Raw genomic sequence first — 16,644 nt, forward strand, 5'->3', positions numbered from 1 at the left:
AACAAATGGCTTCAGGATTTTTTGCATTACTAGATGATATTGCGGTTTTAATGGACGATGTCGCTGCGATGACCAAAATAACAACTAAAAAAACCGCAGGTATTTTAGGTGATGATTTAGCTGTGAATGCTGAAAAAGCATCTGGTTTTGTGTCCTCCCGGGAAATTCCTGTGCTATGGGCAATCACAAAGGGGTCGTTTTTGAATAAATTGATAATTCTACCACTAGCTTTTTTGATGAGTGCTTTTTTACCATGGGCTGTTGTTGTGGTTTTGGTTATGGGCGGTTTGTACTTGGCTTACGAAGGTGCAGAAAAAATCTATGAGTTTTTGGTGCCACATCCAAAAGAAGTTACTGTAGAACTAAAGAAGGATTTTACCGAGGAAGAACTGCTGGAGTTAGAAAAAACAAAAATAAAATCGGCGATTGTAACCGATTTTATCTTATCTGTAGAAATTGTTATCATTTCGTTAGGGACTGTTGTTAACGAGCCTTTAACCACGCAAATAATTGTGGTATCAATTGTAGCTCTAATTGCTACAGTTGGTGTTTACGGTATTGTAGCATTAATTGTTAGGATGGATGATTTTGGTCTAAAGCTGATAAGTAAAAGTAATGGTAAATCTGGGTTTTTATTTTCAATGGGTACCTTTTTAGTTTGGGCCTTACCAAAAATTATTAAAGGCTTATCGGTTATAGGCACCATAGCCTTAATCTTGGTTGCTGGTGGAATCTTTGTTCATAACATAGCCTTTTTTCATCATTTTTTAGAACAGATACCGTCCATACTGAGGGATTTTATCATTGGATTGGCAGTGGGTGCTGCTTGTCTACTTTTCGTTAATTTAATTAAAAAGTTATTTTTTCGTAAAAGTATAAAGCATTAAAAAAATATAATTGTTATTTTTAAACGCTTGTTAAATTTGCAGTTGGTTAATAGCAGAAACCTAACCGACCACTACGATAGAGATATTGTATGGTTCTAAACTAAACGAGTATTGAAATGAAAAAATTTAAACTTAAAGAATTCGTAATCGTTTTCTTGGTTCTGATAATAATTCAATTTATTATCGCTCTTTCTGAAGTTCTGCTGTCCCGAGCCAATAATGATCTATCTTCTGTAACATCAAAATTGTTAGACATATGTAGTTATCCTATTAGTTTAATTAACGGTAGTTTACCCTTTTATGTTTCCGAAGATTTATTTATGGTTGGCCTATATTGGGTTATAAATGTCATAATTCAATCTGCATTTGTATATGGTTTTATAATTGTCATTAGAAAAATACGAAGCGAAAAATAAGTTTAATTGTAGTTTCTGATTTTTAGAAATCAATTTTTGAACTATAGTGCTAGGGAAGTAGTTCAAACTAAGGGACAGCCAGTCTTATTAACACTTCAAATAATTAAAACAAATAATTAGTAAATTACCAGGTTTAGAATTCCAATTTCTTCTTACGTAATTCAAAATTTTGGCCTAAGTACACCTTACGTACCATTTCGTCACTGGCCAGTTCTTCGGGTTTACCGGCTTTGAGAATTTTACCTTCAAACATCAAATAGGTTCTGTCCGTAATCGCTAAAGTTTCTTGTACGTTATGGTCAGTTATTAAAATACCAATATTCTTTTTGGTCAATTTAGCAACAATACGTTGAATATCCTCAACAGCAACAGGGTCAACACCTGCAAAAGGTTCATCTAAAAGTATAAAGTTAGGGTCGGTTGCCAAAGCACGTGCAATTTCGGTTCGGCGTCGCTCTCCACCAGAAAGCAAGTCGCCTCTGTTGGTTCTGATATGCCCTAAACCAAATTCTTCAATCAGGGATTCCATTTTATCGGTTTGTGCCTTCTTACTTAACTTAGTCAGCTGAAGTACACTTAAAATGTTATCCTCAACACTTAATTTTCTAAATACCGAAGCTTCTTGCGCCAAATAACCAATACCATTCTGGGCACGTTTGTACATCGGAAACTTGGTAATATTGGTGTTATCCAAAAAGATATTTCCGCCATTGGGTTTTATAATCCCAACAATCATATAGAAAGAGGTAGTTTTACCAGCACCATTTGGACCTAATAACCCAACAATCTCACCTTGATTAACTTCTAGTGAAACATCTTTTACCACTTTTCGTCCACTGTAGGACTTCATTAAATGTTCTGCTCGTAACTTCATATCTTTTATATATCCTTCATAATAATGAAATCGCAATAATAAAACGCCCTTTCCTGCCTGTCGGCAGACAGGTTTCCTTTCTTCTTCAACATAAAAATAAACCGTAACTAAGGCTATGCTTTATTTTTCTATTTTGAATAAATAAAAAAATCATCATTTTATTTTATTCCTATTTCATCATTAAAAAGGAATAAGAACGCTAAAATTAATAAAATCATATAGATTCTATTGGCTTTGGCAGTCATTTATTAAAAGTTTAACCTTGTTGGTTGTGCTGCTCAATGGCTTCCCAATATTCATGGGCACGCCTCAAATGAGGAATCACAATGGTGCCACCAATTAAGGTTGCAATACCAAGCGCTTCACTGATTTCTTCTTTGGTCAAGCCTTCATTATAGGAGGCTTCCAAATGATATTTAACACAATCATCACAACGTAGAACGGTTGAAGCCACCAATCCTAGGAGTTCTTTGGTCTTTTTATCTAAAGCGCCAGCTTGAAACGCATTGGTATCAAGATTGAAAATACGCTTTACAATCTTGTTGTTATCTGCTAATATTTTATCATTCATTTTAGCACGATAATCGTTGAATTCCTCTACAATATCAGACATAATTTAAGACTTGACTTTAGATTTTTTATTTGCTTTTGCCGTTTTTCTGGCTTGATTTCTAACCACAACAGCAGAAATATAAATACTTACTTGGTACAACAATAATATTGGTATCGCTACAATAACCTGACTCGCAATATCAGGAGGTGTAATAACTGCGGATAATAACAACACAACAACCAAAGCATATTTTCGGTATTTTCTCAAAATTAAAGGAGTAACCAGTCCGACTTTAGTTAAGAAATAGATGACGATTGGTAACTCAAAAACACAACCTGCAGCTAAGGATGATGAGCGAACAATAGAATTATAGGAACTTAAATCAAAGGCATTAGAGACTTCTTCAGCAAACGTATAATTGGTTAAAAAGTTTAAGGATAGCGGTGTTATTACATAGTAACCAAAAGCAACACCCAAAAAGAAAAGAAAAGATGCGATAATTATAAAGCCTCTCGAATTTTTGCGTTCATTATCTTGTAATCCCGGACTTATAAAACTCCATAATTGATATAAAACATAGGGGAAAGCAACTACGATTCCAGCGTAAATAGAGGTCCAAATATGTGCAGAAAACTGACCTCCAACAGATCTGACTTCAATCACAAATGGTAATTCACTGGCACAAAATGACATATCCATCCCAAAAAACTTAGACATATTGCAAAGCGCAACATAAGTTGGGAAATCCATGTGTTTTGGGGCCATTATAATTCCAACCACAAAATCTTTAAAAATAAAAGCTAAAGTTGCTGCAATTATCACACTGGCAACAGCTCTTATTAAATGCCACCTTAAATCTTCGAGATGGTCTAAAAAAGACATCTCATCCATTTGTTTTTTTACCATTATATAATGCCTTCTTTTATTAAATCGTGAAGATGAACCACGCCTGAAAATTTACCATCATGTTCCACAAGCAATTGGGAAATTCCAAATTCTTCCATAAGTTCTTTAGCATCAACTGCCATAGCATCTTCCGAAATCCGCCGTGGATTATTACTCATAATATCCTTAGCTCTTAAACCTGAAAGATCATCACTTTTGCTCAACATGCGTCTTAAATCGCCATCAGTAATAATGCCCACAATTTTCTCGTTTTCCACAACTGCTGTTACACCCAGCATTTTTTCGGTAATTTCTACAATCACTTCTTTTAATGAGGCTTCAAGACCAACTTGTGGCTTTTGATTTTGGGACGATAAATCATTGACGCGCAAATATAGACGTTTACCAAGTGCGCCTCCTGGATGGTATTTTGCAAAATCCTTACTCGAAAATCCGCGTAAATCCAATAAACAAATCGCTAAAGCATCTCCCATAACCAATTGAGCAGTCGTACTAGTGGTTGGTGCTAAATTATTAGGACAAGCTTCTTCTGCAACGTATGCATTCAAAATAAAATCGGATTGTTGCCCTAAAAATGACTCTGCATTGCCAGTGATAGCGATCATTTTATTATTAGCGTGCTTTATAAGTGGCACTAAAACTTTAATTTCTGGTGTGTTTCCACTTTTAGAAATACAGATGACCACATCATCTTGAAGAATTAGCCCAAGGTCGCCGTGTATAGCATCTGCAGCATGCATAAAAACAGCTGGAGTTCCAGTGGAATTTAAAGTGGCAACGATCTTATTGGCGATGATAGCACTTTTACCGATACCAGTGATAATAACACGTCCTTTAGACTTATAAATTAGTTCTACGGTATCCGCAAAATCGTTCGTTAGTAAATCTGCCAAATTATCAATAGCTTTACTTTCTAATTTTATGGTTGCTCTTGCAATTTTTAGGATGGATTCCTTAGTGTTCAAAACTTATTATTTATAGAGTTTTCTAAGTTTAAAGAATTTGTTATCTTTAAAGTTGTTGCAAATGTATATAAAATACCAATAGGGATTAATGAGTATTGCAGAAATTGACTTACACTCCGCATTAAAAAAGTACTTTGGGTTTTCGGGATTCAAAGGCCTTCAAGAAGAAGTAATTAAAAACGTCGTAGCTGGTAATAACACTTTTGTTATTATGCCAACTGGTGGCGGGAAATCGTTATGTTATCAACTACCAGCTTTGATAAAAGAAGGTACTGCCATTGTGGTATCTCCATTGATAGCACTGATGAAAAATCAGGTAGATGCTATTAGGGCAGTGTCTGAAAACGAAGGTGTCGCACACGTTTTAAATTCATCGTTGAATAAAACAGAAGTAAAACGCGTAAAGGATGATATTACAAATGGAATTACAAAATTGCTTTATGTAGCCCCAGAATCTTTGACCAAGGAAGAATATGTTGACTTTCTTAGAACGGTTAAAATTTCTTTTATGGCTGTGGATGAAGCACATTGTATTAGTGAATGGGGACACGATTTTAGGCCGGAATACAGAAATTTAAAAACGATTATAAAGCGTATTGGAGATGATATTCCAATCGTAGGACTGACGGCAACGGCGACTGAAAAGGTACAAGAAGATATTTTGAAGAGTTTAGGCATGCCAAACGCCGTTACTTTTAAAGCCTCATTTAACAGACCCAATCTTTATTATGAAGTACGACCAAAAACGAAAAATGTAGATTCAGATATCATTCGTTTTGTGAAACAGAATGAAGGGAAATCCGGAATTATTTATTGTCTGAGTCGTAAACGTGTTGAAGAATTATCGCAAGTGCTTCAGGTTAATGGTATAAAAGCGGTGCCTTATCATGCAGGTCTCGATGCTAAAACCAGGGTAAAACATCAAGATATGTTCTTGATGGAAGATACAGATGTTGTGGTGGCAACCATAGCTTTCGGAATGGGAATAGATAAACCAGATGTTCGCTTTGTGATTCATCATGATATTCCTAAAAGTATTGAAAGTTATTACCAAGAAACAGGAAGAGCTGGTAGAGATGGAGGCGAAGGGCATTGTTTGGCTTACTATGCCTATAAAGATATTGAGAAGCTTGAAAAATTCATGGCAGGGAAACCTGTTGCTGAACAAGAAATAGGGCACGCCTTATTGCAAGAAGTAGTGGCTTTCTCTGAAACGTCTATGTCCAGACGAAAATTTATCCTTCATTATTTTGGCGAAGAGTTTGATAATGCAACAGGAGAAGGTGGCGATATGGATGATAATGTACGCCATCCTAAAAAACAGAAGGAAGCTAAAGATGACGTTCAGATTTTATTGGATACAGTACAAAAAACCAATGAAAAATATAAGGCCAAAGATTTGGTGCAAGTCCTTGTCGGCAATTCAAATGCGCTCATTTCGTCTCATAAAACCGATACCCAAGATTTTTTTGGTATTGGAAAAGATAAAGATAAACGCTATTGGATGGCGTTGATTCGTCAGGTTATAGTCGCTCGTTTATTAAAGAAAGATATTGAAACTTACGGTGTTTTAAGGTTAAGTAAAAGTGGCTTGGATTTTATAAAAAATCCAAAATCCTTTATGATGGCAGAAGACCATGTGTTCGATGAAGATACAAACGATGGTATTGTAACCAATACTAAAGGCGGTGGAGCAGTAGCCGACGAGAAATTGATGAAAATGCTTAAGGATTTGCGGAAACGTAATGCCAAAAAATTAGGCGTACCTCCATTTGTGATTTTTCAAGACCCATCCTTAGAAGATATGGCGCTGAAATATCCTATTACGATAGACGAATTGTCTAACGTACATGGTGTAGGCGAGAGTAAGGCCAAAAAATACGGTAAGGATTTTGTGGGTTTAATTGCAGATTATGTTGAGGATAACGACATCATGCGACCAGATGATATGATTGTAAAATCTACAGGAACAAACTCTGCTATAAAACTATACATCATACAAAACGTCGATAGAAAATTACCTTTAAGTGATATTGCCTCTTCAAAAGGCATGGAAATGAAAGCATTTATTAAGGAAATGGAATCTATTGTTTTTTCAGGAACCAAGTTGAATATCAACTATTGGATTGATGAGATTTTGGACGAAGACCAGCAAGAAGAAATCCATGAGTATTTTATGGAATCTGAAAGCGATAAAATAGATGATGCCATAGAAGAATTTGATGGTGATTATGATGACGAAGAATTACGTTTGTATCGCATTAAATTTATGAGTGAGGTTGCTAACTAGTTTCCCTTTGTCCTGTGGACATTTAATTCAGTTGTTTATATTTTATTTATTTTGATTCATTGAATCTTCGATGTCCCCAAAGTGGAAAGTTTGAAGTCGCAGTCTCTCTCGACAGCTATAGGGATTAGGAGATTAGTTGTCCATTTAAAAATTTAGTTTTTAAAGTATCATTTGAACCACGTCAAGCCTCTGAGAATCTCTGCGTAATAACTCTTTGCCAATGATCTAAGCCGCAAAAAATTTGTGAAAATTAGTGAAATTCGTGTCAGAAAAATAACGAACACATTATTTAGAAAACTCTATTCTTCCTCATCGATAGCGTTGTCAACAACATACTTACTAAACAAAATATCATGCTTCTTAACGTTAAGCTGAATGCTTTTTAGTGTAGCATTTTCCAACTTTTTTACTTCACTTTCCTCAACCTGAAAATCAATCTTAGTCACATTTCGGCCTTTTATATCAGAACCTTCAGATTCAAATTCTGGCATATCAGATTTAAGTTTTAATTCAAAATTATTGCCAGCAAAATAAAGTGTGGCACCAGTTTTACATTTTACTTTCAGTTGTCCAACAATAACCGTTTGAAAAAAGAAATAACCGCCCAATTCATTCAAACCAGCAAAAAGCACATTGTTTTCAGAGACTCCAAACGGTCTGTTCTCTACGTCAGTTATAATTGCCTCAACGGTATCCTCGGATTTTGTTTCAGAGCCGAAGAGTTTAGATAAAAATGCCATGTCGTTTTTTTTCAAAACTAACTTTATTAATTCGAATTTCAAATATTTCAATGTTTAAGTGGCGGTTTTTCTTTGGCTATCGTCAATAAGTATTTTATTTCTTTGGGCAGTTTTGAGACTTCTTTGTGGAACTTTGTGTTATAGCTTTTTAAGCACGAAGCACGAAGCACGAAGCACGAAGCACGAAGCACGAAGCACGAAGCACGAAGCACGAAGCACGAAGCACGAAGCACGAAGCACGAAGCACGAAGCACGAAGCACGAAGCACGAAGCACGAAGCACGAAGCACGAAGCACGAAGCACGAAGCACGAAGCACGAAGCACGAAGCACGAAGCACGAAGCACCAATCCGTCATCTGTCATCCGTCTTCCGTCTTCCGTCTTCCGTCATTTTCCCACTAACCATCCAAATCTTCAATCTAAATTCGTAAATCATAAATCATTGACTATCTTTGCACCTTCAAACAAAAGAAAACACAATGCAAGACGGTTTATACGCAAAATTCAACACCACCAAAGGTGAAATATTAGTAAATTTAGAGTTCGAAAAGGCTCCAGGAACAGTTGGTAATTTTGTGGCACTAGCAGAAGGAAACTTAGAAAATTCAGCTAAACCACAAGGAAACCCTTATTATGATGGTTTAAAATTCCACAGAGTTATCCCAGATTTTATGATACAAGGTGGTTGTCCACAAGGTACAGGAACGGGAAACCCTGGTTATAAATTTGATGATGAGTTTCATCCAGATTTAAAACATGATGGTCCTGGTGTATTGGCTATGGCAAATTCAGGTCCTGGAACTAATGGTAGCCAATTCTACATTACGCATGTTGCTACGGATTGGTTAGATGGAAAACATACGGTTTTTGGAAACGTAGTTGAAGGACAGGATGTTGTAGATGCTATTGCGCAAGGCGATAAAATTGAAAGCTTAGAAATTATAAGACAAGGCGACTCGGCTGAAAAATTTAACGCCATTGAAGCGTTTAGAACTTTTGAAGGCTCTCGTGAAAAGCGTATTGCAGCAGAACGTGAAGCGGCAAGAGCAGAGTTGGATAAGTTAGCGGAAGGATTTGACGAAACAAAATCTGGTTTACGTTATAAAATCATTCAAAAAGGTGATGGTAAAAAAGCTGAAAAAGGACATACGGTTTCTGTTCACTATAAAGGTCAATTGTCTGATGGTACAGTTTTCGATTCGTCATACAAAAGAAATTCCCCTTTAGATTTTCAAGTAGGCGTAGGTCAAGTGATTCCAGGTTGGGATGAAGGCATTTGTTTACTTAACGTTGGTGATAAAGCACGTTTGGTAATTCCTAGCGATTTAGCTTATGGTGCCGCTGGAGCAGGAGGTGTAATTCCACCAAATGCAACCTTGGTTTTCGATGTGGAATTAATGGATGTGAAAGCCTAGATTTATCTAATTTAAGTAACAAAATAGTAAAAGAATCGTCTCACTTATAGTGGGACTTTTTTTATGTTCAAAATTAAACGCAACCAAACCATTTTCAAAATGAAACTAAAAACACTTCTTTTAGCACTATTACTTTCATTCATAGTTTTTAATTGTTCAAAAAACATCGACTATTCAGAAGCCTTTAAAAAAGAGACCTCAGGAAGTTACATTTATAATCCAGATGATTTAATTGAGGTTTATTATGAAGATAACACACTGTATCTAAATTGGAGAGGTGGAAAAATTAAACCCGTTGCATTAGATACAAACGAATTTTTTGTGGCAGATATGTATAAGAAATTCCGTTTTGTGCAACATCCAGAAACTAGACAGCGCTATTTGTCTGTAATTTCAGAAGAAAATGAAAATCAAATGACCTACGATTATCTAAAAGCACCAGAAGGTTATAAAACACCAAGCGCTCATCTAAAAGAAGGTAATTATGACAATGCACTAGCTGGTTATTTGGAAATTAAGAAACAAGATTCAACAAGTATCTTTATAAATGAACGGGATTTTAATCGCATGGGTTACCAAAACATACGAAAACATGACTATGAAAAGGCGATTGAAATATTAAAAATAAATGCTGCTTTACATCCTGAAAGTGCCAATGTATATGATAGTTTAGGAGAGGCTTATCTATTACATGGCGATAGTTTACAGGCCTATACTAATTATAAAAAGACGTTAGAAATTAATTCTGAGAACAGACAGGCTAAGGAGTTTGTAAATGCCTATGTAGCTAATAGTAAAGAATGATCACTCTCAACTTATGAGGTTTTTTGGGTCTTTTATACTGAAAATTCCTAACTTTGCGACATGTTAAGTATAAGGCATAGCAATTTGTATTCGGAAGTTTTAAAAGAACTGAACTACGAATTTGGCGATGTTTTTATTTTTGATGGTTTTGTGATATCAGAAGTAAAGGAAGGTGTAAGCTATTCTTGGGAACTACATGGAAAACCTACCGTTAAAGCTGTAGTTGACTTCTTAAAAACCGATGGTAGCGATGTAGTTTATATATCCCATAGAATTAATTCTTATTCTGTAGTACCAATGGATTGGCTTAAATTTTATAAGCAAAGTCTTAACTTAAAAGGTTACGGTATTGTCACATATAATAATGTTAGTACGATAAGTTCTGTAATTGAAAACCTATTTTTTAAAAAGCAAATAAGACGATTCATTACAATTGAATCCGCTATACAATGGGCAAAACTCATTGATCTAGTAGAAGCGAATGATTGACCAATGTATCATTTCTTATTTGTGTTCTTTTAGTCAACTTTGACATAAGCCTGCCTATATTTTAGAAGTCTATTATACTAGATCATAAACCATCCATCCAATTTTATTATTGTAAACAATTTTATTCAAGCTCTAAAGTTGTCTTAAAATTCAAGATTTTTCTATTAAAGTTCTTTTTTTAATAGTCATACCAAGCAATATTTTATAATTTTATCGAAAATCAAAAAACACAACTTTATGAAACGACTATTACTTAATTTATTTACTGTTCTTGGCTTTGTCGGTATACTTTCTGCGCAATATACCACGCCAGATACAGGTATGACCTATAGCTTGGATGATCTTGTTGCGGCAAGTCCTGCGACTATTTCAGTATCAGGCACTACCTATACTTTAGTGGAAGACCTTACCATTTCTGCGACGGATACGTTTCTTATTAATTCTGATGCAACTTTAGAAATTGGAGCAGGTATAAGAATTACCATTTTTGGAACCTTTAACGTCGATGCTAGCAGTGTAATGTTTACTGCTGTAGATACAAACGCACCTTATGATGGCTTTCGTTTCGAGGAATTTTCAGATATTAATATTCAAAATGCTACCATAGAGTATGGCGGTGGTTTGAGAGTGTTAACAGAAACCTTCACTATTAATAATTGTTTAATTACCAATAATGTTTCTGGTGTTTCTACGGGAGGCGTTATTGGACTTTCTAGAGGAATGCCTCAAATTACCAATAACACTATTACCTTTAATGAAACTACAGGCATTGGATCTGGAGCTACAAATCAAGTTTCTCCTTATATTTTTAATAATTATTTTGAAGGTAATAATCAAGCCAACTCTAACCGACCACAAATTAATTTAGGACCTTCACTTACTGATCAGCCGACTCAAATTATTCAGAACACGGTAAAAGGTGACCGTAATTTAACATTGGTAGGCGGCATTTCTGTTTCTGACTTATTGGGTTCTGGAGGTGTGAACGCCATCATCGATGACAATATTATAACTGATAATCGTTATGGCATGGTCATTCAGAGTAACAATGTGACTGCGTTTATTAGAAATAATGTAATTGAAGACAATGATACGCAAGGTGCTCCTTTTCAAGGTGGAAGTGGTATTTCATTGGTGGCCTCTGTGGAAGGGAATAACATTATTGCCAGTGGTAATGAGATCCGAAGAAATTTATGGGGCATTACGCTTCAAGGTGAATCCATGATAAACTTGGGTGACAATGTTGATAATGTTGGGCAAAATGTATTTTCTGACAATGGTAATGGTGGCGCAACCTATGCGCTTTTCAACAATACAGACAATCCATTGACGGCAATGCACAATTGTTGGGATGAAAACAATGTTCCTAATACACTTGCAGATGCAGAAGCTGTAATTTCACATCAAAACGATGATAATACTTTGGGATTAGTGACGTTTGACCCAGTTGATTGTGCATTTTTAGGTGTTGATGATTTGGCTTTTAATGGGTTTAGCATTTATCCGAACCCTACAGATGGCCAACTGAACTTTGATAATAATACGGCTTTTGAACATTTAAATGTTTATAGCATCGATGGGAAATTGATAACCGAAAAAACGCTTCAATTAGGAGCCAATGCCTTACACCTTGATTTGAATTCTGGTATTTATATGTTGGAATTTAATGGAGAAAGCGCTAGAGTGATTAAAAAACTGGTGATTAAATAGTTTTTTAATAGATTGATATGGAAAAGCTTCATCTTTTGGATGGAGCTTTTTTATTTAGTCATGTTGGTCATTAAATTTGTTGTAAGCCTGTTTGCCTGTAGGGAGGTACAACAAAGCTTGCGGAGATTAATATGAGCGAATAGTTGCCAAAGGAAAGAGTAAAAAATGGCGTTGATAGGCTTTTGTAATAAGCTCTTGAAACAGGCTTTTGCAAAAGTAAAATCAGGTTCAATATATGATGCAGAATATAAAAAAAGGACGTAAGTGAAAAATTAATGTGATTTTAGTTGTTTTTTAGCACAGTACTTTGTTACCTGTAGTGCTTTATTTTTCAGCTATTATTTTGTTTAGTCGTGGTTGTAAAATCCAAATTCCAATGATGAAAAAATAGATTAAGAATATTTCTGCAACTAAATCAGCTGTTTCATATTCTTTACTTAATTCTGCTCTTTTTATTGTTTTTGCAGAATATATTGTAATTTTTGCAATTGCTATAAATCCGATAAATATACTCAGAATTATAATCCACGTATCAATTCTGTCATAAGTTCTCATTATACTATCTCGATAATTTATTGCTAAAGGAATTAGTGAAAGCGAATATAAAATCCACCAAATATTCATACGCTTAATTAATTCAAGATTGTTTTTGTTTAGAACTTTTCCAATAGAATAAATCCAGAGTAAAAAAAGTAAGAAGTATATACCAAATGAAATAAACCAAAAGTCAGATTTTATAAAAAGCGACAATTGAATAGCTCCTAAAATCCAAATTAGAAATAGTTGCCAATGTTTTAATCTTAGAAATATTTTCATTTATTTCCTTTTAAAAGATGTTTTACAGCAAGTCTATATAAAAATATTGCAACTCCAAATGTTACAAAAATATGAACAACATCTAAGACAATCTCATTTCCAATTAAATTGCTCAAAAGAGGAATGACCATGGCAATTGCTATCGTTCCACCAATTATAAATCCAATTATTCCAAATAAAATTTTGAGTAAGGTTATTTTCATGCGTGGTGTTTTTTCAGCATTACAGGTAACGTGATTGTGTAAGCGTCAGTAACGGCAAAAAGCGTTAGTATTTTTCCGTTGACGCAACTAAGTTAGTTAAAACGGCTGAATTTCCGATAGGGAATTCAGTAGTTATTGCGTTTACACGTTGTTGTGTGTAGTGTTTAATTCAGTCATTTTCTTTTTTCATTTCAGCTTTTATTCGGTCAGCTGATTTTGCTATGAACAATAACAGAATTATTGCTACAATATTTATATTCAATTCAATTATGTCAGGATTTGCATTTCGAGATAAATTCCAATTTGCAAATCCAAAGTCAAGTCCAACAATAGTGTCATTAGTCAATTCAGTCGTTATTCGAAGATAAATTCCGATTGCAAAATCAAAAATGTAACCAAATAGGACAAAACTAATAACTTGAGTCGCTTGTGAAAAAAGAGATAGATTTAAACCTTTCTGATATTTTTTTTGAATGAGTAAAATTCCGCTATAAATTGAAATTCCGCATAGAGTAATAAATAGTGAAAGTGAAAAAATGAAAAATCCGTTTGAATTCAACTTATCATAAACCCTTAAATAAATGAGTAATAATCCGAATATTCCTCCGATAATTTCATAGTATGCTAAATATTCAATTCGTTGGTAGATTTTTTTCATTCACGCTTTTTTTACATTACACACAACTCGTTATATAGTAACCTTTATAATACATATCCTGTAAACAAGCCAGGATAACAACACTTTTCTATTTTTATTTCTAATTTTATAAAATTAGTCAAAACTCTAAAGACCTATATAGTTAGTCCCACTCACTTCTTCAAAACCAAACTCAACTGCTTCCCAAAAACACCAGAAATACCAGCAGCCAAACCGCCAACAACTCCTGTCACTAACATCAATACATAAGGATTGCCACCTAAAGGTAAAAGCACCGCAATACGTTTCGCCAATATGTAATCGTTGCCACTACTCAATACAAAACTATAAACAAACCATAAAACTAGAATGGCAAAAAAGGGTACAAAAAATACCGCTACTTTTTTAAGCGGCATAAATAAAGCGGTCGCAAAAGCCGCAACCATAACTGACCACCAAGGCAGTACTAATGATAATACATAGGCTACTATAATGGTCACTATAAAATTGAGAATATTTTTGCTCATTACTTGGTTGGTGTTAGTATTTGTGTGCTAATGATAGCCTCTGTGGCTTTATCGCTTTGCAGAAAATTGAGACTGTGGTATTCGCCAGCAGCCCAAGTGTCTATAAAATTATCGTAGTATTTACTGCCAGGATTACCCGATTGTCCGCCAGGATAAATGCCCAATGCGGTAGGAGGTGAGGTCATTTCTACAATCATGCGCCAAGAGGGTCCCCAATTTTCGGAAGTCGCATTGACAATATTTTTACCGCCTCCAATAGGAATATCAAATCTTGAAAAGGCTGGTAAGGCTTGTAATAAATGACCAGCAAATGTGCCTTTGTAATTTACCCAGTTGAGGTCTCCGTTTATGGCTTTCCAATCATTTAAGTTTTTAACCGCTTTACTAAAACTGAGTTTGAATAAGTCTCTAGCTGTTTCTTTTTCAGGTGTATCTTTCATGTCCATAAAGTCATCATCGCCTTTATTTTTTAATAAATAAATGGTTTGGTAGGTGAACGGCGTTTCTAAGGCAGTATCCTCAACTTCAAACTCGTCCCAAACCATATCGTAGAGAACGTCCCACCAAGCATTCCAGATACTTGGGCCTTTTTCGTCTTTATCATTATTGTATTGCCATTCTTCAGCAATATCATAAATTTCCTTTTCTTCCTTGGTTAAGTTAGACACATCCATGGTTTTTAACATATAGGGCATCAATTCATCTGCTTTAAGGTTGTAATTATTGTTGTGTAAATCCTTAAAGTCTTGAACACTAAATTTAGCCTTCGAATTAAAAAAATCATTTATCACACGATTTCTATAGGTTTCATAACCATCATTAAAAACATAATAGGGATAAGCTTCATCTACAGGAGATTGATTGGCAGAACTCACAAAACCACGCTCCGGATTTTTGGTGTGCGCGTTGAATTGCTGCGGAATATAACCTTGCCAATCGTTTTCAGGTTTAGAGCCGTCCATTACAAATTTGCCTTGGCCTTCCCATTTATTAGGAAATAGACCTTGAACCCACAAGGCAATATCGCCATCGGTGGAAGCAAAAACGATATTTTGGGCAGGCGCTACCCAATACTGTAATGCCTTTTCGTAATCATCATAACCTTTTGCCTTGTTCAGTTCTGTAAATGTTTTTTGACCATTCCCAGAAATATGTCCTGCCCATTTCATGGCATAACCCGATAATTCATTATCAGATTTAAAGTTTTTGTCATAAACAACTGGGCCGTGATGTGTATAAAGCACGGAATCTTTATAGCTTTCCTGACCTTTAATTTTGATTTCTTCAACTCTAACAGAAACCGCTTTCCATTGGTTATCAAATTTATATTGCGTTCGGTCGTTGTTAAATTCAATTTTATACCAATCAATCACATCGCGTGTAGCATTGGTTTCGCCCCAAGCAATATGTTCGTTAAAACCGGAAATTACAGCCAATGCGCCTGGTAATGTGGCACCAAACGCATTATGATTTGGTGTGCTTAATTGCATCACAAACCATATAGAAGGTAAGTTGAGACCCAAGTGTGGATCGTTTGCTAAGATGGCATTTCCTGTTGCTGATTTTTCGTCCGAAATTGCCCAATTGTTACTGCCATAATTAGGATCTGGTTTATCAATGGTTTCGGCGATGGAATCTAAAACGGGTTCGCTATTTGGATCAGGTGTTTGCGGCACATCGATATAACTCCAATCGGTTTCTTTTGGAATGATGGGATCCGTAATGTCAAAGAAATCCGGAAACAATAAATCAAATCGTTCTTTTCCAAATAGTCGTAGGGCATTGGTGTATTCCATATCTTCATCGCCACCAGCCAGCATTTTAGTCATATACATTAAGAGCAACGCTGTTTTTTTAGGCGTCCAAGCTTCAGGTTTGTAATCCAATAATTTATATTCAACAGGATAAGTTTTTGAGTTGAGTTGGTTGATATAACTGTTAACGCCATCGGCATAGGCCTCAACAATAGCCATCATAGTTTTATCTTCCGACATTTTACTCAGTGTTTGTTCAGCGCCATAGACCATGCCTCGTCTGCGTTCTTGTCGGTCGTAGTTCAGGGCTTTTTCTCCAATAATTTCAGATAAACGACCCGCTGCTGCATAGGTCTGGAATTCCATTTGCCAAAGTCTATGTTTAGCGGTTATATAACCTTGTACTCTGTATAAATCGAGTTCGTTTTGTGCGAATACATGTGGAATCAATTCCGCATCATAATATACTGTGACTTTATCTTTTAATTCGGGAATGGAGATATTTCCAGAAATAGCTTCATCGGTTTCATTTTGCCAGACGCCTGAGTAAGGGTTAAGGAATTTTCCAATGGGAGGAATTGCGCCGAATTTGGTGTTTAAAGCGAAAAAAATGCCTACCGTTAATAGGAAGGACAGAATGAGTTTAAAATACGTCATG

Annotated in this window: 16 protein-coding genes and 1 pseudogene; 7 read left to right on the forward strand and 10 right to left on the reverse strand. The window is 35.3% G+C overall.

The window, feature by feature from the left end; all coding sequences use genetic code 11:
• Positions 1–5: 5 nt before the first annotated feature.
• Positions 6–887: a DUF808 domain-containing protein gene (locus HM987_RS05510; protein ID WP_179005989.1), complete on the forward strand. Its 882-nt coding sequence runs from the start codon at positions 6–8 to the stop codon at positions 885–887.
• Positions 888–1,436: 549 nt separating this feature from the next.
• Here HM987_RS05510 and lptB read toward each other — a convergent pair.
• From lptB to HM987_RS05530, 4 genes are all read right to left on the reverse strand, one after another.
• Positions 1,437–2,177 (reverse strand): LPS export ABC transporter ATP-binding protein, encoded by a 741-nt coding sequence (gene lptB / locus HM987_RS05515; protein WP_178988974.1) that lies wholly within the window; start codon positions 2,175–2,177, stop codon positions 1,437–1,439.
• Positions 2,178–2,433: 256 nt separating this feature from the next.
• Entirely contained in the window at positions 2,434–2,790 is a 357-nt protein-coding gene (locus tag HM987_RS05520) for a carboxymuconolactone decarboxylase family protein (protein WP_179005992.1), read from the reverse strand.
• Positions 2,791–2,793: 3 nt separating this feature from the next.
• Positions 2,794–3,636: a twin-arginine translocase subunit TatC gene (gene tatC, locus HM987_RS05525; protein WP_179005994.1), complete on the reverse strand. Its 843-nt coding sequence runs from the start codon at positions 3,634–3,636 to the stop codon at positions 2,794–2,796.
• A complete protein-coding gene (locus HM987_RS05530) occupies positions 3,636–4,601 on the reverse strand; it encodes a KpsF/GutQ family sugar-phosphate isomerase (protein WP_179005996.1) in 966 nt (321 codons plus the stop codon). The genes tatC and HM987_RS05530 overlap by 1 nt, the downstream gene beginning before the upstream one ends.
• Before the next feature lie 88 nt (positions 4,602–4,689).
• Here HM987_RS05530 and recQ point away from each other — a divergent pair, with 88 nt between their 5' ends.
• A complete protein-coding gene (recQ, locus tag HM987_RS05535; protein WP_179005998.1) occupies positions 4,690–6,891 on the forward strand; it encodes a DNA helicase RecQ in 2,202 nt (733 codons plus the stop codon).
• A 299-nt stretch (positions 6,892–7,190) separates the two neighbouring features.
• Here recQ and HM987_RS05540 read toward each other — a convergent pair whose 3' ends face one another.
• The gene (locus HM987_RS05540; RefSeq protein ID WP_179006000.1) at positions 7,191–7,646 is read right to left on the reverse strand and encodes a hypothetical protein; all 456 of its coding nucleotides are present in this window, start codon (positions 7,644–7,646) and stop codon (positions 7,191–7,193) included.
• 464 nt (positions 7,647–8,110) lie between these two features.
• On the opposite strand from HM987_RS05540, the gene HM987_RS05545 reads away from it, so the two are divergent.
• From HM987_RS05545 to HM987_RS19770, 5 genes and pseudogenes are all read left to right on the forward strand, one after another.
• The gene (locus HM987_RS05545; protein ID WP_179006003.1) at positions 8,111–9,046 is read left to right on the forward strand and encodes a peptidylprolyl isomerase; all 936 of its coding nucleotides are present in this window, start codon (positions 8,111–8,113) and stop codon (positions 9,044–9,046) included.
• A gap of 99 nt (positions 9,047–9,145) precedes the next feature.
• Positions 9,146–9,850 (forward strand): tetratricopeptide repeat protein, encoded by a 705-nt coding sequence (locus HM987_RS05550; RefSeq protein WP_179006005.1) that lies wholly within the window; start codon positions 9,146–9,148, stop codon positions 9,848–9,850.
• Between the two features lie 60 nt (positions 9,851–9,910).
• On the forward strand, positions 9,911–10,339 hold the full coding sequence (locus tag HM987_RS05555) for a hypothetical protein (RefSeq protein WP_179006007.1): 429 nt from the start codon (positions 9,911–9,913) through the stop codon (positions 10,337–10,339).
• A 237-nt stretch (positions 10,340–10,576) separates the two neighbouring features.
• A complete protein-coding gene (locus HM987_RS05560) occupies positions 10,577–12,049 on the forward strand; it encodes a T9SS type A sorting domain-containing protein (RefSeq protein WP_179006009.1) in 1,473 nt (490 codons plus the stop codon).
• A gap of 103 nt (positions 12,050–12,152) precedes the next feature.
• Positions 12,153–12,313: pseudogene (locus HM987_RS19770) on the forward strand (IS110 family transposase); the annotation flags it as partial.
• Between the two features lie 60 nt (positions 12,314–12,373).
• Here HM987_RS19770 and HM987_RS05565 read toward each other — a convergent pair.
• From HM987_RS05565 to HM987_RS05585, 5 genes are all read right to left on the reverse strand, one after another.
• Positions 12,374–12,865, reverse strand: coding sequence for a hypothetical protein (locus HM987_RS05565; RefSeq protein ID WP_179006011.1), 492 nt, complete (start codon positions 12,863–12,865; stop codon positions 12,374–12,376).
• On the reverse strand, positions 12,862–13,068 hold the full coding sequence (locus HM987_RS05570; protein WP_179006013.1) for a hypothetical protein: 207 nt from the start codon (positions 13,066–13,068) through the stop codon (positions 12,862–12,864). The genes HM987_RS05565 and HM987_RS05570 overlap by 4 nt, the downstream gene beginning before the upstream one ends.
• A 169-nt stretch (positions 13,069–13,237) precedes the next feature.
• Positions 13,238–13,726 carry a hypothetical protein gene (locus tag HM987_RS05575; RefSeq protein WP_179006015.1) on the reverse strand — a complete coding sequence of 163 codons (489 nt, stop codon included), beginning with the start codon at positions 13,724–13,726 and terminating at the stop codon, positions 13,238–13,240.
• Positions 13,727–13,878: 152 nt separating this feature from the next.
• Positions 13,879–14,232 (reverse strand): hypothetical protein, encoded by a 354-nt coding sequence (locus HM987_RS05580; protein ID WP_179006017.1) that lies wholly within the window; start codon positions 14,230–14,232, stop codon positions 13,879–13,881.
• The gene (locus HM987_RS05585) at positions 14,232–16,643 is read right to left on the reverse strand and encodes a penicillin acylase family protein (protein ID WP_179006019.1); all 2,412 of its coding nucleotides are present in this window, start codon (positions 16,641–16,643) and stop codon (positions 14,232–14,234) included. The genes HM987_RS05580 and HM987_RS05585 overlap by 1 nt, the downstream gene beginning before the upstream one ends.
• Position 16,644 lies beyond the last annotated feature (1 nt).

The sequence above is a fragment of the Winogradskyella forsetii genome (assembly GCF_013394595.1).
GTDB lineage: Bacteria > Bacteroidota > Bacteroidia > Flavobacteriales > Flavobacteriaceae > Winogradskyella > Winogradskyella forsetii.